The organism is Pseudomonas sp. HP_08 (genome assembly GCF_055284095.1).
The window spans coordinates 116,715-138,787 of sequence record NZ_JBTOQC010000008.1 but is presented as its reverse complement, the minus strand read 5'-3'; the positions used below and the strand labels follow the sequence as shown (position 1 = coordinate 138,787).

The 22,073-nt window shown below is 62.5% G+C and carries 16 protein-coding genes; 11 read left to right on the top strand and 5 right to left on the bottom strand.

The window, feature by feature from the left end:
- Positions 1-869 precede the first annotated feature (869 nt).
- The 9 genes from wecB to vapC all read left to right on the top strand — a co-directional run bounded on the left by wecB (position 870) and on the right by vapC (position 12,407).
- Positions 870-2,117 (top strand): non-hydrolyzing UDP-N-acetylglucosamine 2-epimerase, encoded by a 1,248-nt coding sequence (gene wecB / locus ACYAS9_RS09260; protein ID WP_463568031.1) that lies wholly within the window; start codon positions 870-872, stop codon positions 2,115-2,117.
- Positions 2,118-2,215: 98 nt separating this feature from the next.
- Positions 2,216-4,405: a hypothetical protein gene (locus ACYAS9_RS09255; RefSeq protein WP_463568030.1), complete on the top strand. Its 2,190-nt coding sequence runs from the start codon at positions 2,216-2,218 to the stop codon at positions 4,403-4,405.
- 13 nt (positions 4,406-4,418) lie between these two features.
- A complete protein-coding gene (locus ACYAS9_RS09250) occupies positions 4,419-6,527 on the top strand; it encodes a glycosyl transferase family protein (RefSeq protein ID WP_463568003.1) in 2,109 nt (702 codons plus the stop codon).
- A complete protein-coding gene (locus ACYAS9_RS09245) occupies positions 6,524-9,115 on the top strand; it encodes an NfrA family protein (RefSeq protein WP_463568002.1) in 2,592 nt (863 codons plus the stop codon). Before ACYAS9_RS09250 ends, ACYAS9_RS09245 begins: the two co-directional genes overlap by 4 nt.
- Positions 9,116-9,124: 9 nt before the next feature.
- The gene (locus tag ACYAS9_RS09240; protein WP_463568001.1) at positions 9,125-9,775 is read left to right on the top strand and encodes an alginate O-acetyltransferase AlgF; all 651 of its coding nucleotides are present in this window, start codon (positions 9,125-9,127) and stop codon (positions 9,773-9,775) included.
- A complete protein-coding gene (locus ACYAS9_RS09235) occupies positions 9,772-10,746 on the top strand; it encodes an alginate O-acetyltransferase AlgX-related protein (RefSeq protein ID WP_463568000.1) in 975 nt (324 codons plus the stop codon). The genes ACYAS9_RS09240 and ACYAS9_RS09235 overlap by 4 nt, the downstream gene beginning before the upstream one ends.
- A gap of 17 nt (positions 10,747-10,763) precedes the next feature.
- Positions 10,764-11,606 (top strand): alpha-amylase family protein, encoded by an 843-nt coding sequence (locus ACYAS9_RS09230; protein ID WP_463568029.1) that lies wholly within the window; start codon positions 10,764-10,766, stop codon positions 11,604-11,606.
- 160 nt (positions 11,607-11,766) lie between these two features.
- The gene (gene vapB / locus ACYAS9_RS09225) at positions 11,767-11,997 is read left to right on the top strand and encodes a type II toxin-antitoxin system VapB family antitoxin (protein ID WP_463567999.1); all 231 of its coding nucleotides are present in this window, start codon (positions 11,767-11,769) and stop codon (positions 11,995-11,997) included.
- Positions 11,997-12,407 carry a type II toxin-antitoxin system tRNA(fMet)-specific endonuclease VapC gene (gene vapC / locus ACYAS9_RS09220; RefSeq protein ID WP_463567998.1) on the top strand — a complete coding sequence of 137 codons (411 nt, stop codon included), beginning with the start codon at positions 11,997-11,999 and terminating at the stop codon, positions 12,405-12,407. Before vapB ends, vapC begins: the two co-directional genes overlap by 1 nt.
- Positions 12,408-12,483: 76 nt before the next feature.
- On the opposite strand, the gene feaR is transcribed toward vapC, so the two are convergent.
- Both feaR and ACYAS9_RS09210 read right to left on the bottom strand, forming a co-directional pair.
- A complete protein-coding gene (gene feaR / locus ACYAS9_RS09215) occupies positions 12,484-13,401 on the bottom strand; it encodes a transcriptional regulator FeaR (protein ID WP_463567997.1) in 918 nt (305 codons plus the stop codon).
- Between the two features lie 86 nt (positions 13,402-13,487).
- The gene (locus ACYAS9_RS09210; RefSeq protein ID WP_463567996.1) at positions 13,488-14,414 is read right to left on the bottom strand and encodes a helix-turn-helix domain-containing protein; all 927 of its coding nucleotides are present in this window, start codon (positions 14,412-14,414) and stop codon (positions 13,488-13,490) included.
- 384 nt (positions 14,415-14,798) lie between these two features.
- On the opposite strand from ACYAS9_RS09210, the gene tynA reads away from it, so the two are divergent.
- Both tynA and ACYAS9_RS09200 read left to right on the top strand, forming a co-directional pair.
- Entirely contained in the window at positions 14,799-17,072 is a 2,274-nt protein-coding gene (tynA, locus tag ACYAS9_RS09205; RefSeq protein ID WP_463567995.1) for a primary-amine oxidase, read from the top strand.
- 639 nt (positions 17,073-17,711) lie between these two features.
- Positions 17,712-18,092, top strand: a complete 381-nt coding sequence (locus ACYAS9_RS09200; protein ID WP_463567994.1) for a lysozyme inhibitor LprI family protein — start codon at positions 17,712-17,714, stop codon at positions 18,090-18,092.
- A 128-nt stretch (positions 18,093-18,220) separates the two neighbouring features.
- On the opposite strand, the gene ACYAS9_RS09195 is transcribed toward ACYAS9_RS09200, so the two are convergent.
- The 3 genes from ACYAS9_RS09195 to ACYAS9_RS09185 are packed head-to-tail and all read right to left on the bottom strand — an operon-like array spanning position 18,221 to position 21,978.
- On the bottom strand, positions 18,221-19,456 hold the full coding sequence (locus ACYAS9_RS09195; protein ID WP_463567993.1) for an SGNH/GDSL hydrolase family protein: 1,236 nt from the start codon (positions 19,454-19,456) through the stop codon (positions 18,221-18,223).
- A complete protein-coding gene (locus ACYAS9_RS09190) occupies positions 19,425-20,600 on the bottom strand; it encodes an SGNH/GDSL hydrolase family protein (RefSeq protein WP_463567992.1) in 1,176 nt (391 codons plus the stop codon). The genes ACYAS9_RS09195 and ACYAS9_RS09190 overlap by 32 nt, the downstream gene beginning before the upstream one ends.
- Positions 20,587-21,978, bottom strand: a complete 1,392-nt coding sequence (locus tag ACYAS9_RS09185; RefSeq protein ID WP_463567991.1) for an MBOAT family O-acyltransferase — start codon at positions 21,976-21,978, stop codon at positions 20,587-20,589. Before ACYAS9_RS09185 ends, ACYAS9_RS09190 begins: the two co-directional genes overlap by 14 nt.
- Positions 21,979-22,073: the final 95 nt, after the last annotated feature.

The following is a 22,073-nucleotide window of genomic DNA, read 5'->3' as shown; positions in this document are numbered from 1 at the left end:
GCCAACCGCAGGCAACCGGTTGGCAAATCTGACAGCACTTAAAAAAACGAACCGCCCCGGAGCCTATAACACTCGCCAATGGCTGCGAAGAGGCACGATGGGTTGAATATTCCCCTTTTTCTCTTTCAATTGATCGCGATGCAATTAGCGTGCTCATTCATGGCCTGCGCACTCGCATACCGGGCTATTGTCCCGGCGCCCCAGCCCAATAATGGCCGACAAATGGCACCGTATTAAAACCGGCCCGCCGATGCGCATCGCCTACACTCTTTCATGTGCACACAGTCCTCAATAACGGCTATTAAAAACGTGAGGTGGCACGCACAGGCCACTGAAACTTTTCCGCTTTAACGCTGTCCCCTTTCGACGGCATTGAAACTTTATTGAACTTTTTCCGACGCCATTAATACGACATCCTCTTGCGCCCAACACCCTGCCAATTATCAGGCGCCACCGGGACGTCACGCCGTGCCAATTATCGGCAGCAGGCGCGCGGCGAACTCCTGCGCAAGTCCTGATCGAAGCGTCATATTATTTTCTTTGGATAAAACCTTAAAAATCAACGATTTATGGCTTTACTATATTTACCTTGATGCAAGTAAACTCTCATACACAGTGCCGCCTGACTGCAATGTTTTAGAAAAGTTTCGGTCTGTTCAGCTGTAAAAATCAATATTTAAAATTTGCAATTGAAACATTCAATGCTAATAATCGTCCTACTTCCGGGATGCAAGGCAATGCAGTTTATTCACATGATGTGACCCCCAGTGATGATTCTGTTTACCCCGGTACTACGATAGAACCCATATCACTAGTTGGACCTTTGGCGGTCCCGCTGTTGTAAGCGCGTTATCGCGCAGGAGGCCATCATCGCTAGCAACCATCCCCCTCTCAAGATTCTGTCCATCTTCGGAACCCGCCCCGAGGCCATCAAGATGGCCCCGCTGGTCAAGGCTCTGGCTGCCGAACCGGGTGTTCAGTCGCGCGTCTGCGTAACAGGCCAGCACCAGCACATGCTCAAGCAGGTACTGGAGTTGTTCGACCTTAAAGTCGATTACACGCTGGATGTGATGCGTCCCGACCAGACGCTCAATACCCTGAGCGCCGCCCTGTTCGATGCCATCGACCCGATGCTGGACATCGCCCGGCCCGACCGCGTGCTGGTACACGGCGACACCACCACCGCGATGGTCGCCTCGATGGCCGCCTTCCATCGGCGCATCGCGGTGGGCCATGTCGAAGCCGGCCTGCGCACCGGCGACATTCGCCAGCCGTGGCCGGAAGAAATGAACCGGCGCTGCATCGACATGACGGCCGACCTGCTGTTTGCACCCACCGCCGAAGCGCGGCGCAACCTGTTGGGTGAGCGTCAACAAGGCCGTTCGTTCGTCACCGGCAATACCGTGATCGATGCCCTGCAACAGACCGCACGGCGCATCGAGCGTGACAGCACGTTGCGCGATCAGCTGGATGCGCAGTTCGATTTCCTGCGGCCCGGACGCAAGCTGCTGCTGGTCACCGGCCACCGCCGGGAGAACTTCGGCGACGGTTTCCTGGACATCTGCAAGGCCTTGAACACCCTGTCGCAACGCCCGGACATTCAGATCGTCTACCCGGTGCACCTGAACCCCAACGTCAAGGGCCCGGTGACCGAGCACCTCGGCGGCTTGCCTAACGTTCACCTGATCGAGCCGCTCGACTACCTGTCATTCGTGCGCCTGATGCAGCGCGCCCATGTGATCCTCACTGATTCGGGCGGCGTACAGGAAGAAGCGCCTTCGCTGGGCAAACCGGTGCTGGTAATGCGCGAGGTGACCGAGCGCCCGGAAGCGGTGGCCGCCGGCACCGTGCGCCTGGTAGGCACCTCGCCGCAGTCGATCGTGCAGGGCGTCACGGCCCTGTATGAAGACGAGCTGCTCTGGCGCCGCGCTTCACAGGCCAGCAACCCGTATGGCGATGGCAAGGCCTGCAGCCGCATCGTCGATGCCTTGATGGGGCGCCCGGTCGACGACTTTGTGCCAGGGCAACTGGACTGGCAGCGTCTTGAGCCGCTGCAAGGCATCGCCAGTGCCCCGCCATCGGCACGTTTTCCACACAGCCGACCGCAGATCAGCTAGCGGCACCGCCATGAGGCGAGCGGCCGCGCCGCTCGCCTGGCCAACCATTGCTACTCGTTTATTACTCGTTCGAGACCACGTCGATGAAGTCCATCCACATGGGCGCCTTCAGCGCCCTTGCCTGGGGTGCGAGCCTGCTCGCGCTCATGCCGGCCCACACCCTGGCGGCCGAAAGCCCGCTGACCCAGGCCATCGCCCGGCTCAATGCCGACCTGCGTCAGGAGCGCGAGATTCGTCTGGACGACCTGGGCATCAACGACCCCATCGTGTTGGGCGCCAGCGATGCGCGGCGCGAACTGTATTTGCCGGTGCCGGCCGGTGTGCCGCTGACCGATGCGGCGCTGGCATTCGACGCCAGTTACCTGAACGGCGAAGGCGGACGTAATACCTTGCTGCTGTCGCTGGACGGCTATCCGGTGCGCGCCCTGGGCCTGAACGAACCCGAAGGCGACGCCAGCACGACACTGGGCGTCGACAAGGCGCCACGCGACACCGGCTCGGTGCGCCTGGGCGTAGCCTGGTCATCGCGGGTCGCGCGTGAGCTGTGCGAAGAGGAGCGCGTCATCGGCAACGTGTTGCGCATTCAGCCCGACACCCGCCTGACCTACAGCTACGACGCCAGCCAGTTGCGTGACATCGGCGCTGCCTGGAATGCCCTGCCCGGCAAGCCCGGCGTGCTGATCGCACCGGGCACTTTGTCGACCGCCAGCTATGACGCCGCCTGGCGCCTGGGCGTGGCGCTGGAACGTATTGGCAAGCAGGCGCGTATTTTGCCGCTGCCCGGCGTTGGCGATACGGTCGAACTGAACGCACAGCGTGTGCCGGAAGCCCTGCGCAGCGTGCCGGCCTTCGCCAGCCTCGACGGCCAGGGCCGCTACACCCTGAAAAGTGCAGCTGAAGTCGGCGCCTTGCTGGTGCTGGGCAAAAGCCCGAGCGTGCAGGCCGACCTGGCCATCGACGATGCCGCACTGCTCAAGGCTATCGACACCGCACTGGATGCCTTGCAGGCCGAGGTGCAGGCGCTCGACACCCAGGCCGCTCAAGCGCTGGTGCAATGGCGCGAACAGCACGTGCGCACCGGCCTGGGTTCGCTGGGCAAGGACGAAGCGCGCCTGGCACTGATCGGCACCCGGCCCATGCTGTTGATTGCGCCCACCGCCACGGTCAAAGCCATGACCCTGTTCAATTCGGCCTGGAACAAGCTGGCGCGCAACCGCCAGTTGACCATTGCCGAAGCGCAATTGCCGCTGACCCAGGACGGCCGCCTGGCCCTGTCACGCCTGGGCGGCTCGCCCGGCAGCCTCGACGTATTGGCCAAGAGCGACTGGAGCGCCACCTTCCCGCTGGGCAACGTCGCCTATGACGGCCGCTTGCCGGTCAAAGCGGTGGTCGACCTGAGCAGCGCGCCCGGTGCTTCCAGCACGGCGCCGGTGGCCTCGATATTTCTCAACGACTACCTGATTGGCGCCGCCCAACTGGTCAGCGACGGCCAGAAACAACGCATCGAAGCGCGCATCCCGGCCTATGCCCTGGGTTCGCGCAACGTCTTGCGCGTGTCGTTCCAGCGCCAGCCGGTCAGTAACCGCTGCCTGGAAACCCCGCAGGCGTTCCCGGTCAGCGTATTGCCGACCAGCCACATCGTGCTGGAAAAGAGTCAGCCGGGCAGCGACTTTGCCGGCATGGCCGCCCGCTTCGCCCAGGACGGCCAGGTCCTGGTGCCGCAAGCCTGGCTGGAGCGTCCGGCCAGCAGCCTGCCGACCCTGATCAAGATTGCCGACGCCACCGGCGTCTCGCCGCTGCGTGCGCACCTAAGCGTGCAGGCCGACGGCAAGACCGCCGTGAGCCCGGACAAACCGTTCCTGGCCTTCGAGCTGCCGGTCAAAGACGCCAGCGAAGCGCTGCAGGTCAACGATCAGGGCCGCCTGCTGATCAACCACAAGGAACAGCGCCTGCTGGACCTGCAGCAACTGGACAACATGGCCGCCCTGCAAGTGGTCAAGTCCGGCAGCCAGCAGGGTGTGGTGTATCGCACCCTGGGCGCCCATGCGCCGCAGTTCGCAGACCCCTTGCTGCTGACCCGTGGCAACGCTTCGATTCTGGGCGCCGAGGGCGCGTTGTCGACCTTCGATACCCATGACCCAAGCGGCAGCCAGCTGATCGATGCCGACGAACCGCGTGGCCTCGATGCCTGGCGTACGCCATCACTGTTGTGGCTGATCCCGGCTGGCGTGTTGCTGTTTTTGCTCCTGCTGCTGGCGGGCCGTCGCGCTCGCCGTAATCGTCAATGAATGAGGTCCGTCGATGACCTCGCTTTATTGGCCGTACTGGCTGGCGCATTACTACAGCTTCCTGGAAGCCGCGACCCTGGTGGTCGCGGTGCTGATCCTGATTTCCAGCCTGGACGACCTGATCGTGGACCTGTGGTACTGGGCGCGCCGCCTGTACCGCAAGTTCACCGCCGAACGCCGCTACCGGCCATTGACCGAACAGCAACTGCTGGACCGCGATCAGCAACCGCTGGCGATCATGGTGCCGGCGTGGCTTGAATACGATGTCATCGCGCCGATGATCGAGAACATGGTGTCGACGCTGGACTACCAGAACTACGTGGTGTTCGTCGGCACCTACATCAACGACCAGCGCACCATCGATGAAGTCGAGCGCATGCGCCGGCGTTATAAACAACTGCACCGGGTCGAGGTGCCGCACGCCGGGCCGACCTGCAAGGCCGACTGCCTGAACTGGGTGATCCAGGCCATTTTCCTGCACGAGAAAACCCACGGCATGACCTTCGCCGGCACCGTGCTGCACGACAGCGAAGACGTGCTGCACCCGCTGGAATTGCGCCTGTTCAACTACTTGCTGCCGCGCAAGGACATGATCCAGCTGCCGGTGGTGTCGCTGGAACGCAACTGGTACGAGTGGGTGGCCGGCACCTACATGGACGAGTTCGCCGAGTGGCACGGCAAGGACTTGGTGGTGCGTGAAAGCATGACCGACACCGTGCCCTCGGCCGGCGTCGGCACCTGTTTTTCGCACCGTGCCCTGCAAGTACTGGCCGCTGAAAACCAGAACCAGCCGTTCAACACCGACAGCCTCACCGAGGACTACGACGTCGGCGCGCGTCTGGCCAGATACGGCATGAACGCGATCTTTGTGCGCTTTCCGGTGCAATTCCGGGTGCTACGCAAATCGTGGTTTCGCAAGCCCTACGAGTCGACCCTGAACATGCCGCTGTGCGTGCGCGAGTTCTTTCCCGACACCTTCCGCACTGCCTTTCGGCAGAAGGCCCGCTGGACTTTGGGCATCGGTCTGCAAGGCTGGGAGCAGATGGGCTGGAGCGGTTCGCTGGCCAACCGTTATCTGCTGTTTCGTGACCGCAAAGGCATCGTCACCTCGTTCATCAGCATTCTGGCCTATGCGATTCTGCTGCAACTGGTGGCGTTGATCGTGCTGCGCTACAGCGGCCTGTGGGACGTCAGCTTTCCAGCCTGGTTCGACGACAACGACCTGCTTCAGGCGCTGCTCCTGGCCAACGGCATCGCGCTGCTGTGGCGCATGCTGCACCGCTACTATTTCACCAGCGTGCTGTATGGCTGGCAGCACGGTCTGCTGTCGATTCCGCGCATGGTGGTCGGCAACTTCGTCAACTTCATGGCCGCCGCCCGCGCCTGGCGCATGTTCCTGATCGGCAAGTTGCTGGGCCGCAAACTGGTCTGGGACAAGACCATGCACGACTTCCCGTCCACTGACCTGATCGCTGCTGCGCCGCGCAAGCTGGGCAGCGTGCTGCTGTCGTGGCAGGCCATTACCGACGCCAACCTGCAAAGCGCGCTGGACGAACAACAAAGCCGGCCACTGCCGCTGGGGCGCATCCTGCTCGGGCGCGGCTGGCTGGACGACGAAACGCTGGCCGAGGCCATCGCGTTCCAGAACGACCTGCCGCGCATCTTCGAACTGGACGCCAACCGCCAGGACGGCGCACTCGACGACGAGTTCTGCCTGCGCTGGCGCGCCGTGCCGCTGACACCGGCGGCCAACGGCCAGCCGCGCATCGCGGTGACCAGCCCGCTGCCCGATGAAGGCCTGCAACAGATCAGCAACGCCATGGGCGGCGAACCGCTGCAACTGATCGCCCGCGAAGGCGAAATCGTCGCGCGCCTGCGCCAGATCGGCAGCGGCTCGGACGCACAACAACCGGCTGCCGGCACGCCGCTGCTCGGCGACTTGCTGATCGAAGCCGGGCTGATCGACCGCCAGGTATTCGACCGCGCCATGCTCAACTATCGCCCGCAGCACCATGGCCGCATCGGCGACTACCTGGTGGACCTGGGCGTCTTGCCCCGCGAAACCATCGAACAGGCCGTTGCTCGCCAGCACCGTCCTGCCCCTCTGGAGCCTGCGTCATGAAGCGCCCGTTATTGCCCCTGCTGGCGGCGCTGGCCGTGCTGCCCAATGCTTTGTTGCCGCTGAGCGCGCTTGCCGAAAAGGTGCCGCTGACGCTGATGCTGCCGTTGAGCGGCCCGGCTTATCACCTGGCCAACGAGGCCTACCGCGCCTACGACCGCAAAGACTACGACCAGGCCATCGCCAAGGCCCGCGAAGCCCTGCGCCAACGCCCCGATGTGGCGCAACTCAAGACCCTGGTGGCCCTGGCCGAACGCGACAAGGATCGCCGCGATCATCCGCAGCGCTACCCGCAAGCGCGTCCCGGGCCCGGCTTTGCCGCTGCAGGCCAGGCATTCAAGGCCTACGATCGCGAAGACTTTACAGGCGCTGCCCGCGCCGCCCGCCAGGCCATCGCCCAGGCGCCGGGACGCATGGATTACCGCCTGCTGCTGATCGAGTCCTTGCAGCGCCAACAGGACCTGAACGCCGCCGACCAGGCCACCACCGACGCCTTGCGCAGCTTCCCCGACGACGACACCTTGCTGATGCGCCGCGAAGCCATTCGCCGGCAACTGGCCGCGCCTCTGGCGATTGCCGGTTACCGGGCGCTGCAACAGGGCAACCTGACGCTTGCCGTGGATCAGGCGCGTCAGGCCGTGGCCTGGGCGCCGGAGGTGTCGGCCAATCAGGAACTGTTGATCAGCGCTTTACTGGCCGCCAAGGATTATCGCGGGGCCGAACAAGCCGCCACCGGCGCCCTGGCCCAGGACGATGGCGAAATCACGCCGTGGATTCTGCGCAGCTATGCCCAGGACCGTCAGGGCAAGACTCAGGCGGCGCAGAGCGACCTGAACCAGGCGCTGGCGATCAAGGGCTTGCTCGACTCCGAGGTGCGCGAGATCCGCTTCTTCGCCGCCGACCTGGCGCTGCTCAACCAACAACCGCAGCAGGCGCTGGCGCACCTGCGCCAATTGCCCGACGACGACAGCGGTGAACTGGCCCGCCGCCGCGCCGCCGCCCAGGCCGCCGTACGCCAACAGGGCAACGGCCTGCAAACCGCCGTACGCTTTCCGCCGCCGGCGCTCAATTGCCAGGAAAGCGCGTTCGGCCTGATCTGCGATATCTGGCCGGGCAACCAGCGCGACGCCGGCACCGACATGGCCGTGCAGGCGTATGCCGCCCTGGCGCGCAAGGATGCTGCCACAGCGGTGGCGCTGGCCGATGAAGCCATTCGCCGGGCGCCGAAAAACCCGACGTATTACGGCCTGAAGGCCACCGCCTTGAGCGATCAGAAACAGGTGCCTCAGGCCATCGCAGCCCTCAGCCAGGGCTTGCAAGAAGCCGGCGACGACGCCCGGTTGCTCGCGCAACGTGGCCGCCTGCGTCAGCAAACCGATGATGATGCCGGCGCCCGCAAGGACTTCAGCCAGGCCTTGGCCATGGGCAGCCTGCCCAGCTACGAAGAAGCCAGCCTGTATGCAGCCCTCGGTCAGCAACAGACTGCCCGCGAGCGCCTGCAACTGGCGCGCGAAGCCGGCGAACTGAATGCCATGAGTCAATTGCAGGTCGCCTATCTGTCGGTGCAGGCCGGCGACGATGACGCCGCCCATGCCTCATTCGCCAAGGCCGACAGCGAAAGCCGTTTGCCGCCGGCGGCCACTCAGGATGCGGCGTACACCGCCATGCGCGTCAATGACGACAAGGGCGCCGTCGACTACTTCAAGCGCGTCGTCGATGCCGAAAAAGCCGGCGAACTGCCCATGCCGGCCCAGCAACTGTTCGACACCCGGCGTACGGTGGCCGACGTCTCGCGCAGCGTGGGCCTGACCAGCACCACCAGTTACCGCGGCAACAGCTCGGCCAGTGGCTTGAGTGCGGCGCCCAGCACCGGCAACAACAACGCCGGCAGCAGCGGCAGTCGCAGCAACGACAGCCTGCAAAACAGCACTGAAATTTCCTGGCGTCCGCTCGGTTACCGCAATGCGCGTTACGTTGAAGTCTATGCCCGGCTCACCGACACGCTGTGGGCCAAGGACAGCGACTCGGACACCGGCCTGGATGCGTTGCAAGGCGCACTGGGCGCGCGGGTCAAACCGTTCTCGTCGCTCAACGTGGTGGCGGCCCTTGAGCGCACCTTTCCACTGGGCTCCTCCGATGTCGACGGCGACTGGCTGGTGCGCCTGGGCTATGGCGCCAGCGTCGGTACCGACCTGCGCGTCGACACGCCCAGCTGGTGGACCTCGCAGTTTTTCGCCGAAGGCGGACGCTACATCAACGATTCGCGCACGTACTTCAACAGCGAGTGGCAAGGCGGGCGCAGCTACGCGCTGGGCGGCACCGGCTCGCGCTGGGTGAGCTTCCCGCATGTGGTCGCCGCCTTCGACTATGACTCGAAAATGGACGGCGAAACCCAGGCCGACGGCAGCACCGACTATTCCTCCGGCACCGCCGGCGGCCTGGGCATCGGCAATAACGTGCGCTACTGGTTCCGCGAAGACGCTTACAACGCGCCACGCTCTTACGTCGATTTCTCTCTGCAATACCGCCTGAGAGTCCTTGGCGACGACCGTGCCAAAGGCGTGTTCTCCCGACTGACTTATTCTTATTGAGGACTGCTCATGTACGCCCGTATCTGTTTATGGCTAGGCCTTGGTCTGGCATCGACCGTGACCCAGGCCGCCGGCATCGCCCAGCTCTACGCGCCCAAACTGCCCGAAGGCTCGGCCTGGCTGCGGGTGGTCAACCCCGCCGACAACGTGCAACAGGTGCGCATAGGCGAAGGGGTTGCACAGGCCTTGTCGGCGCAATCGACCGTCGCCAGCCCGTTCCAGGCGGTGGATGCCCGCAAGCCGCTGCGGGTGAGCGTCGACGGCCGTGAACTCAAAGACCTCAAGGCGCCTGCCAACGCCTTCGTCACCCTGATTCTGGACAGCGACCCGGCCGCCGCACCGCGCCTGGTGATCGATCCGCCGCCGCGAGGCAAGGACCTGAAGGCCGAACTCAATGCCTATAACCTCAGCAACGGCTGCGCACAGGCTGATATCAAGCTAGCTAGCGGTGCCAGTGTCATGAGTCAGATTGCCGCCAAGGGCCAGGCGCAACGCACCATCAACCCGGTGCAGGCGACCCTGATTGCCCAGTGCGGGCCCGGCGTCAGCCTGCCGCTCAAGCTTGAGCCTTTCCAGGCCGGTGAACGCTACAGCCTGTTTCTGGTAGGCCCGGCGCAAAGCCCGCGCCTGGTCGGCCTTGTCGACAAGACCGCGCCATGAAAGCGTTGGTAAAGCCTGCCCGTTCGCTGCCAGCCCTCGTGGCGGCAGTGTTTTTCAGCCTGTCGGCCACCGCGGCCCATGCCGCTTCAGCGGTGATCGTCGGCCAGGACGGCTGGCTGTTTCCGGCCTGGGAAAGCCTGAGCAAGGTCGACAACGCCGGCACCGCGCGCAGCACCACGCTGATCAAACAGGTGCAGCAGCGCCTTGAGCGGGAAAAAATTGCCCTGGTGCTGCTGGTGGTGCCCATGAAAGCGCCGCTGTACGTCCAGCGCCTGGCACCCGGTCAAACCGTGAGCCCGGCCGTGGCACAGCGCTACGAGCGCCTGCAGGGCGAACTGAACAAGGCCGGGCTGACCACGCTCGACATCAAGCCGATCCTGCAACAGACCGAACACGGTAAGCAGACCGCGTTCTACCGCGCCGACTACCACTGGACCGCCTGGAGCGCCGAGAACACCGCCGACGCCACCGCCAGGCTGATCAATAGCCGCTACCGCCTGCAAGGCGAGCCTGGCGGCGGCGCCGTGCTGGGCGACTGGTTCGACAAGCGCGCTTTCGGTGACCTGGCCGCCAACTTCTTGCCCGCCGTCAAGCGCAAGGCGATTGGTCGCGATATTTACACGGTGCGTCATCAGGTCGAAAAAGAGCTGCTGATCGATGACGAACCGGCGCCGGTGCAAGTGATCGGCAACAGCTTCGTGCAGCCGTACCTGGGCTTTACGCAAAAGCTCTCCAATGCCCTGGATCGACCGGTCAACCTGACCTGGAACCCCGGCGACATCGGTCCATGGGCAACGCTGCTGCAGTACCTGGAATCACCGGACTTTGCCGCGCACAAACCGCAGGTCATCGTCTGGCAATTCAATGAAGGCCAGTTTCATCAAGGGCCGGACGCCAGCGCACAGTGGAACGCCAAAGGCGTGACCTCGTTGAGTCAGTGGCAGCAACGCATCCAGAAGGCGCTCCAGTGAACATTCTTGGCCGAACCCTGAGCCGCACCACCGCAGGCCTCGTGTTGCTGGCGGCGACCTTCGTCACCGGTGCCGCCCTGCTCTACGTCACGGCAAAAAAGCCGCTGGAACCGGGCATTGTCGGCATCGTCTGGCAGCCCGACAACGCCACCGTGGGCATTCGGGGCGACTGGCAAAAACTGGGCGCCAAAGAGCTGCTGGTGCAATGGTCGGTGGTCGACGATCAAGCCTTCATCCCCGGCAGCGACCTGCCCGGCGTGCCGGTGATGCCCGACTGGCAGCGCATCGCCGGCGAGCCCTGGGCGCAGGATGTGATTCTGGGGCTGGCCGGTTATTTCAGCGAAAACCGCTCACGTGACAACATCGAACACCTGGCCGCACTGTCGGAAAAAGTCGCGAAGATCAAAACGCCGCTGCACGTCACCGGCTGGTACTTTCCGGCCGAAGTCGACCCCAGCTGGACCCGCGCCAAAGAACTGCCGGCGCTGCTGGCCAAGCTGCCCAGACCACTGTGGATCAGCGTCTACGACGGCGCCAACATCGGCCCGGCTGCCACCGCCGACTGGCTGCAACAATGGTTGCCGGACGATATCGGCGTATTCTTCCAGGACGGCGTCGGCGTCTACGCCCGCAGCGCCCCGGTGGCCCGCACTTATGCCGACGCGCTCAGCCAGCGGCTAGGCAAACACCGCGTGCGACTGATCGCCGAAGCCTTTCGGCCACAGGTCGGCGGCGGCTTTCGGCCGGCGACCGTGGGCGAACTCAAACCGCAACTGGCGGCGTATGACGGGTACCCGTTGTATCTGTTCGATGGCCCGCATTACGTGACGCCGGAGTTGGTGGAGCAGCTGGCGCGTTGACCGAACCGGCACGTAGTCACTGACACAGTGCTTTGGCACCGCAAACGCCGGTCTGTAAAGCGCACAAGCAAGCAGATCCATAAGATCACCGACATCGTTGACACAGCTATTTGAGGCACTAACCATGGGATATACAAAAGACATATCCGGCGGGTGTCACATGGAACAAGGTTCTGTTTTCCTGAGTAATCGCAGCCAGGCTATTCGTTTACCGAAAGCTGTTGCCCTTCCTGATGATGTCAAACGGGTCGATGTGGTTGCGATCGGCAGAACCCGAATCATCACCCCGGCAGGAGAGTCCTGGGACAGTTGGTTCGACAGCGAAGGCGTGACACGTGACTTTATGACTGACCGGGAACAACCCGCCGATCAGGAGCGCGAGTCGTTCTGATGGTCAAGTACATGTTCGATACCAATATCTGTATTTTCACCATCAAAAATCGTCCTGAGTCGGTCCGGGAGACTTTCAGACGGCATCATGGGCAAATGTGCATCAGCACAATCACCCTGATGGAGCTCGTTTACGGAGCAGAAAAGTCCTCAAGACCTGAGCGTGATCTGGCGGACATCGAAGGGTTCGTTGCACGCCTGGAAGTACTCCATTATGACCCGGCCGCTGCCGCGCATACCGGTCAGCTTCGTGCTGAACTGGCAAAGGCAGGAACGCCGATAGGGCCTTACGACCAAATGATTGCCGGACATGCTCGTTCAGAGGGATTGGTTCTGGTCACCAATAACCTTCGAGAGTTTGAACGAGTACCGGGCCTGCGCGTTGAGGACTGGGTCAGTACACCGGATTGAACACCCGCGTTTTGAAAGCGTCCGCCAGGGCGTCTCGGCTCAGACCGGAATCTGAACCCTCTCGAACATCTGCTCCTCAGCCCTGATACCGCTTGCGGTACTCGCTCGGCGACACGCCAAAGCGCGCCTTGAAGGCCGTCGAAAAGTAGCTGTAATCCGAAAACCCCCATGCATAGCCCAGCGTCGACAGTGTCTGGGTGTGGTGTGCGCTGCGCAGTGATTCGGCGCACAGGTCCAGACGGCGGTTCTTGATGTACTGGGCGATGACCAGGTTTTTACGCGAGAACAATCGGTACAGCCCGCGCACCGAGACGCCCACTTCACGGGCCAGCAGGTCCGGGCACAGGGCTTCGTTGGCGATGTGTTCGTCGATGAAGTCGAGCGCCTTGCGCAGCAGGCGTTCATGGCTGTCGGTCTCGCGGCGGGCCACGCCGATGGCCGGGCGCAGCAGGTCGAGCACGGCGCCCAGAATGGCTTCGCTTTCGGCAAAGCTCAGGCACGGCTGCTGCGTCGAGTCGATGATCAAGCGGCTCGCCAGGCTGGCCAGCGGTGAACTGCCGGGGATGCGCTGGGCACAACGCACGTTGGCAAATTGCAGGCTCTGTTCGACCAGCGGCCGCGGCAGAATCAACGACAGTTGCCGGACATTTTCGCCGTACACCAGATTGGTCGGGCGGGCCGCATCGACCAGGCTGATGTCGCCGGGCTGCAGCACGACGCTGTCGTGCTCCTGCTCCAGGCTGGAACTGCCTTGCAATTGAAAGACCGCGTAATAGTGGTTGTCGTCGCCATGCGCGAGTTCGCGCGCGCCGCGGTAGAGCTGCACATCATGGAAGTCGACGACGCTGAGCTTGAGCGCGCCGCTGCGGTGTTCGCGCAGGGCGCCGCCGTATTGGGCACCCAAGGGGCGGGCGGCGAAGGCGCCGCAGGCCTGATTGACGTCATGCAGCCAGGCATGAAACTGGTCGGCCTGTGTGGTGTGTAACGTCGCCATGGCGTTTTCCGGCCTCACCTGTTTTGTTGTTGTGCTTTATTGCATCGTTATCCTGATTAATTGCGCGGTTGTCCACTGCCGGTTTTTTATCCGCCTGCACTGCGTCGATTGACCGACGGCAACTCGCCGAATAACTTCTGGTATTCAAGACTGAAGTAACTGGGGTGTTCAAATCCCCACCGCGCGGCAATGTCGGCGATGCCCAGTTGCGGGTATTGATGCATGCTGCGGCGCGCGCCGTTAAGGCGTATAGAACGCAAATAGTGCACCGGGCTGACGGCGGCCACCGATTGAAAGCTGTATTGCAACGTACGCCGCGACACTTTCAGGCGCTGGCACAGTTCAAGCACGCTGGGCGGTTCCTGGTATTGCTCCAATAGCCATTGGTGACAGCGCTCGACGATATAGCGCCGCGTGCCGGCACACGGCAAGGTACGCGGCTCACTGACCAGGCTTTCCAGCCAGCTGGCAGCGAGCAGCACCAGTTGTGATTTCAGGTGCGCGGGTTGTGCGCTGTCAGCCTGAGGGTTATCGAGCAGCACCAGCAGTTGGCCGATGTCGGCGATAAACCGTGCAGGTGGCACGCTGATGCGCTGCAGGGCAGACGCACCACGCAGCCGCGCCAGCACTTCGTCATCCAGCACGCCTGCCAGCGTGGCCAGCGGAATGGACAGGCACAGCACGTCCATGCCGGCCGGGCTGACCACCCGCAACTGCTCAAGATCCGGCAGCACCATCGGCTGCCAGGCGCGAATGTCGGCGTGTTCGTCGTGCTGCGGCCAGGCCAGCGGCACGAGGATATTCAAGGCCTGCGCAGGAAGGTGCATCGACTGCACGGCCGAGCGGTTCAGGCGTTCACGAAACACTTGCACGTCGTCGACCTGGGTCATGGCCAGCCAGCCGTCGAGCCGGCCGGCACTGAGCTGGTCATAGCGTTGCTGCCAGCCCGGCAGGGCGTTGGCGTGCTCGACGATATCGGTGGTGTGCACCCATTGGCGCGTGAAGGTATCCAAGCAGCAGCCTCTCGGCAGGTCATTACGGTTATTTCAAAATGTTGCAACAGTCATGCCGCCGCTCTTTTCCCCCGCCCGCCCGTGCAACTAACGATTAAACAGCGCCGGGCTGGCACTGTTGTGCCGCTTTAGCGCACCTGAACCGTGCAAGTTTCTATTCCGGGCCTCTTACCGCGCACGTATTCATCAATTGCCAATTTGTGTTACTTGCCCACGACGCCGGCGGATTACAGTCAGCGGCACATCAAAACGCTCTTCGAAACAATGACCAGACGCCGCGTGTCACGCACAACAAACTGTCTGGCAGGCATTCAAAAAAGAGTGGCCGTTGTTGTTACTAAAAGAACCATAAACGTTTTATGACCGGCTTCGAGGACACACACCATGCTCACTCAATTAATGACCGCCCCGCGTATGGCGCTCAAACGTCTGGCACTGGCCGTGGCCATCGCCACCGTGCCCGCGCTGGCCCAAGCCCATGGTGGAGCCGCCGAGATGGTGCCGCTGCAATCGACCCTGGAAGCCTTCGGCGCGCGGGTTAAATGGGACGATTACGCCGACCTGTTCGTGATCACCAAGGACGGCGCCTACGTGAAGGTCAAGCCAGGCGCCGCAGTGGCGCAACTCAATGGCAAGCGCCTGCCACTGGAGGTGCCGGTGGTGTTCAAGGGCAAGACCGCCTACATGTCCAAGGACTTCATCAACCAGGTGTTCCAGTCCGGGCTCGACAAGACCTTTGTCGTCGAGTCGTTGCCACACCCGCTCAACCCGCTGAGCGCCCAGGAAATCGAGCAGGCCGTGGCCATCATCAAGGCCTCGGACAAGAACAAACCCGACCTGCGCTTCAGCCAGATCACCCTGAGCGAGCCTGAAAAGGCCAGAGTCTGGGACTTTGCCCTGACCGGCAAGGCGCTCAACCAGCCGCGCCAGGTCAACGTGACGATGCTGCATGGCCCGCATGTCATCGAGGCGAAGGTCGACCTGGCGACTAAAAAGCTGCTGTCGTGGCAGCCGGTCGAGGGCGTGCACGGCATGGTGCTGATCGATGACTTCGGCACGCTGCAGTCGATCATCGAGAGCAGTCCCGAATACGCCAAAGCCGTGGCCAAGCGCGGCATCACCGACATGAAGAAGGTCATCAGCACGCCGTTGACCGTCGGTTACTTCGACAACAAGGACGGCCTTGAGCAAGACAAGCGCCTGCTCAAAGTGGTGGCGTATCAGGATGTCGGCGACGGCAACTACTGGGCGCACCCGATCGAGAACCTAGTGGCGGTGGTCGATCTGGAGCAAAAGAAGATCATCAAGATCGAAGACGAGGGCGTGATTCCGGTGCCGCTGGCGCCGCGTGCCTACAACGGCAGCGATCGTGTTCAGGCGACGGTCAAGCCGCTGGAAATCATCGAGCCCGAAGGCAAGAACTACACCATCAAGGGCAACAGCATTCACTGGCAGAACTGGGATTTGCACGTGCGCCTGGACTCGCGGGTCGGGCCGGTGCTGTCCACCGTCAGCTACAACGACAAGGGCACCAGGCGCAAAGTCATGTACCAGGGCAACCTGGGCGGCATGGTCGTGCCCTACGGTGACCCGGATGTGGGCTGGTACTTCAAGGCCTATCTGGATTCGGGCGAATACGGCATGGGCACCCTCACCTCGCCGATCCAGCCCGGCAAGGATGCACCGGACAACGCCGTGCTGCTTGATGCGACCATCGCCGACTACACCGGCGTACCGACCACTATCCCGCGCGCCATGGCAATCTTCGAGCGCTACGCGGGACCTGAGTACAAGCACCAGGAGATGGGCCAGCCCAACGTCAGCGTCGAGCGCCGCGAGCTGGTGATTCGCTGGGTCAGCACCGTGGGCAACTACGACTACATTTTCGACTGGGTCTTCCAACAGAACGGCACCATCGGCATCAATGCCGGCGCCACCGGTATCGAAGCGGTCAAGGGCGTGACCACCCGCACCATGCGCGACAAGACCGCCGCCCATGACACCCAGTACGGCACGCTGATCGACCACAACATCGTCGGCACCACCCACCAGCACATCTACAACTTCCGCCTGGACATGGACGTCGACGGCGAGAACAACTCGCTGGTCGAAATGAACCCGGTGGTGCTTGGCAACGACCGTGGCGGCCCGCGCACCAGCACCATGCAGGTCCAGCAGAAGACGGTGGCCAACGAGCAACAGGCCGCGCAGAAATTCGACCCTTCGACCATTCGCCTGCTGAGCAACCCGAGCAAGGAAAACAAGGTCGGCAACCCGGTTTCCTATCAGCTGATTCCTTATGCCGGCGGCACCCATCCGGTGGCCCAGGGCGCCAACTTCGGCAAGGATGAATGGATCTACAACCGCCTGAGTTTCATGGACAAGCAGATCTGGGTGTCGCGCTACAACCCGCAGGAACTCTACCCCGAAGGCCTGTACCCGAACCGCTCCGGCAAGGACACCGGCCTTGCGCAGTTCACCGGCGACAACCAGCCGATCGAGAACACCGACAACGTGGTCTGGCTGACCACCGGCACCACCCACGTGGCCCGCGCCGAGGAGTGGCCGATCATGCCGACCGAATGGGTCAACGTGCTGCTCAAGCCGTGGAATTTCTTTGATGAAACGCCGACACTGGGGGCGGTGAAAAAGCCTTGATGGGGGTATGACATACCCTGAAAAGCCTGTGCCGTAGCCAAGTCTAAGCCGTACATCAATCTTGCCGTCCAAATGGGATAGAGAGCAGGAAATGCCAGGCAAGGGACTGCCACGACGCGGCTTAGCCTTCGCGAGCTGGCGCTCGCTCCCACGGATTTTGGGCTGGCCTTGATACTGAGTACGACACAAGTTTCGTAGGAGTGAGCGCAGCTCGCGAAAGGGCCGGTGAAATCAGTACATTTGAGGGTGACTGCAACTTGGCCTTCGCGAGCTGGCGCTCGCTCCCACGGATTTTGGGCAGGCCTTGATACTGAGTACGGCACACATTGCGTAGGAGTGAGCGCAGCTCGCGAAAGGGCCAGTGAAATCAGCACATTCGAGGGTGACTGCACCCTAGCCTTCGCGAGCTTGCCGGAATGCCGGACCCTCGCGATCGGCCGCGTTAGCCGTCGTAGATTGGCAGCGTTTCAACGATTTCTGTGAGCGCTGCGCACTCAGTCGCGACCAGGGTCGCTCCTACAATTCGCTGTCAGATGCCCTATCTGCGGTGCCGGGATAGATCCTCAGGAAGCAAGGTCAGACGTAAGCCAGTATGCTGGCGACTGCCCGATCATCCTGCCCGCTAGAAGGACCTATCCCATGCGCCGCTCTCTTCTGCTGCTCGCCGTCCTGGCCTTGCCCGTCCACGCCAAGGAGCCGCAATACAGCACCACCTACGACCGTTGCATCGACACCGCAGGCGGTGTGACCAGCTCGATGGTCGAGTGCATCGGTGCCGAGATCAAACGCCACGATGGCCGCCTGAATGCGCAATACAAAGCCGCCATGGCGACCCTGCAGGAACCGCAAAAAGGCCTGCTGCTCGATGCCCAGCGCCAGTGGCTCAAGTACCGCGACGCCAACTGCATGTTCTATGCGCAACAGACGGGCGGCACGATGGACCGCATCAACAGCAGCAGCTGCGTACTTGACGCCACGGCGCGCCGCGCCGATGAACTGGAAGCGATTGCGGGCATGTGATTCGGCAGTGGTGGGCTCATCCGGCAAAGGGTTCTGGTGTTGATCTGAGCAAAACCAGACACCTGTAAATATAGCTAGATATATAGATAGCTATATTTACAGGTAATGATTATCCAGGCTGAGCCCCCTCAACGCCGCCCCAACACCCCTTTCAAATACCCATACAACCCCTGCGCACTCTGCCGGTAGCCATCGGCGGTCAGGTGCACCAGGTCCGGTCGTGCCAGATCGCGGGCGAACCAGCGTTCGATCGAGCAGTTGCCGCCCATGAACGCCTGCCAGTCCCAGAACAGCGCACCGCTCTGTGCCGCCACCCGGCGTTGAGTCTGGATCACCGGGCGCAGGTTATTGGCTTGTTTGTCTTCACAGCGCGCCGCACGTTTGTTGCGCACCGAGTCCGAGGCTCCGGTGACCAGCAGCACGGTGCCGGGCAGCGCCTTGCGCAGCATTTGCAGACGTTCTCTGAGGCGTTGTTCGTACAGCGCAATGTCGAGGCTGTCGTCATAGGCCTCGTTGGTGCCGTAGGCCAGGATCAACAGGTCCGGGCGCAGGGCCTTGAGGGTGTCCAGCCAGCCGGCCTGCCATTTGTCGACCACATCGAAGGTCGCGCCATTGATGCCCAGTGCCGAGTACTGCACTCCGGCATTGCGTTGCGATTGCAGCAACCAGCCGCCGACGGCCAGCCCGCTGTTGCTGGCAAAGCTCAGGTCCACCGGCAGGCGCACGTTGTTGATCGGCTGGCTGAAGCGCCATTGGCCTTGCGTGGCCGGCAGCGCCTTGGCCTGGGTGATGCTGTCGCGGGCCTGCAGAATCGTGCTGCGATTGGCCTGGTACAGCGTCGACAGGCTGTAACGCTGTTCATCGGGCTCGCGGCTGGCCAGGCGTACGCTCGGGCGGCTGCTGATCGGCATCGACAAATAGCCCCCAAGCGGGAATTGCGAGCTTTGCTGGTTGCGGCTGGACACCAGCTCCCACTCGCGTTTGCCGGTGGTGATAATCACCTGGTCATAACGGGTGCCGGGCACCGGCGTGGCGGCAATGAAGCCGATGCCGCCGTTGCCGTAGTCTTGCTGAAACAACCGGCGCATTTCGCCGCTGAACAAGTCGGCTGCGGTGTGCGAATCGCCCAGCTGGACGATATTGACCAGCTTGCTCTTCGAGGCTTTGAGCTTGTTGACCAACAGCGCCAGGTTCGGGTCCTGACGGTTGGCCGGCAGCAGCGGCGTCCACGCCTTGGTGACGATGCGCTTGGGCGCTTCGGGCACTTCGGCCCGGGCCACGCTGGTGCCCAGCGACAGGCCCAACAGCAGCAAACAAATGGCGTGCTTCAACTCAACGCTCCGATAGGCCAGGTTGGTGGACATCGATCAGGGTGAGCACCTTGTTGGCGATCAGCTTCTGGCCGGATGTCGTGAAATGGATACCGTCATCCACACGGATCTTGCTCTTCTTGCCGGCGTCATCGGTCATGTAAAACGAGAACTCTTCTGCCTGATAGCCAAACACATCGTTGGCCGACAGGTAGATCTGCTGGTACTGCTGCGCCTCACTGCGGTACAGCTCGCGCAGGTACTGCATGGCGGTGGAGAGTTTGGGGCCGTTCATGTTCGGCGGTCCGACCCAGATGACTTGTGTACCGAACTGCCGCGCCTGCTCGAAGATCGAGCGCACGCGCTGACGGTACAGCGCCTCCCAGGCCTCGCTCTTGAAGCGCAGAAACGGCTTGCCGCGCGACTCGGGCATGTCCCACGGATCGTTGGGGCCCAGGAATATCACCATCAGACGAATGTTGCGGTGCGCCTCCAGTGTGTCATGCACCGTCTGCGGCCAGTTGAAGAAACCAGGATAAGCCAGCCCCGTACTTTGCTTGCTGAGGTTGATGCTCTTGATGTTGTAGCGCTTGAGCAGTGTATTGGCCAGGTGCGGCGCCACGCCCTGCATCAGCGAGTCACCGACGAAGAACACCTCATCGCCCGGCTCCAGCACCACCTGTTGCGCACCGGTTGGCCGCAGTCTGGGCGGCTGGATCACCACGGCCTGCGCTTGAGCAGGGACAGGCGGTGACACCTGCGCGGGGGGCGCCGGAACGGGCTTGGGCGGCTCGGCAGGCAAGGCGGCGCCGTCGACGGGCGCGACAAAACCCGGCGTTTCACGGGTTCCGGCAATGACCGTGACGGCCTCGACCGTCGGCGGCAATTGCACGACCGGCAGGCCCGGCAGCGGCGACTCGGCGTCTTTGTCGGCGACTGTATCGCTGCTCGAAAGCCCGGCAATGAACGCCTCGCGGCCCTGCCCCAGCGCCCGGGTAATGTCCGCCCCCAGGCGCCACGCCGGCAGTTCGCCCAGCCCCGGCAACTCGCAGCCGCTGTGGTATTTCTGCTGGCAATACAAGCGCATGGAATCCTGATTCAGCCAGCTCAGAATGCCGATGACCACCAGCAGCATCACCAGCGTTTTCAAGGCACCGCGCAGGCTGCGCCCGGCCGTAATGGTGTCAGAAGCTGGCATAGATAAAACCTGGCACGCCGGCAGGCGAAGCAAAAATAATCACGGAAATGAACAGCCCCAGCACCACCGGATATAGCACCGCCGGAATCCGCTGGCTGGCGGCAAACAACTCACGCAAGAAACTCACCCAGGCCGGGTACAGCACCAGCATCACCAGGCACAGCAGCACGCCAATCCCGGCCTCGCTGTCGAGCCCTTGCAGCGACAAACCGCCCAGGCCCTTGAGCATCTCGATGGCATCGTCCAGGGTCGCACTGCGAAAGAAAATCCACGCCAGCGCCACGTAATGGAAGGTCAACAACCGGGCCAACAGGCGCGCGACTGGCGTATCCGACTCGCCCGGCCCCCAGGTCGCCCACAGCTTGTAGATCGCCAGGCCCACGCCGTGCAGCGCGCCCCAGACAATGAAATTGACACTGGCGCCATGCCAGAGCCCGGAGATCAGCATAGCGATCATCATGTAGGCCATGCCCGGCCATAGCCCATGACGGTTGCCGCCCAGCGGGATGTAGATGTAGTCGCGGATAAAGCGCGACAGGCTGATGTGCCAGCGCGCCCAGAATTCCTTGAGGTTGTGCGCCAGGTACGGGTAGTTGAAGTTCTCCGGCAGACGAAACCCCAACAGCAGCGCGATGCCGGTCACCAGGTTGGTGTAGCCGCTGAAGTTGAAGTAGATCTGCAACGAGTAGCCGTAGACCGCCAGCAGAATCTGCTCGGCCGAACTGGCCGATGGCGTATCGAACACCGGGTCGACCCACTCGTTGGCCAGCCACGAGCTGAGCAGAAACAGCTTGACTGCCGCCAGCCCGATCAGACCCAGGGCGCGGTACGGGTCCAGTACCTGACGCAGCCCGGTGGGGCGAATCTGCGGCATGAAGTGCAAGGCGCGGTTGACCGGCCCGGCAATCAGGCTCGGGAAAAACGCCAGGTACAAGGCCAGGTCCGGCAAGGCAACGGGCTTGAGCTCGCCACGGTTGATCGACACCAGGTAACTGACCGAGTGAAACACGTAGAACGACAGCCCCACCGGCAGCAATAGCTGCAACACCGGCCACTCAATGGGCAGGCCTGCAGCCTGTACCGTACTGGCCACAAAATCCTGGTACTTGAAGACGTAGAAACAGCCCAGTACGACCGCCAGGATCAACCCGCGGGTCAACCAGCGTCCAGGCCAGCGCGCACTCAAATGCCCCAGGCCACACACCACCAGGGTGTAGCCCCACAGCACGTAGAGAAAATTCATGCTGAAGGTGGCGAGAATGCCGTAGCTGGCCACCAGCAGCAGCGCATTCTGCACGCGCGGGCTGGCGCACAGGCACCAATAAAGGATAAAGAAAGGCAGGAAACACAGACCGAATTCGATCGAAAAATAGCTCATCAACGTAGTCCGTTACTTCAAAGATCAAGCGGGCTGGGCGATGCGGCGCGATTATGTCAGAGCCGGGGTATATGTAACAGGATGTATTCAAATGG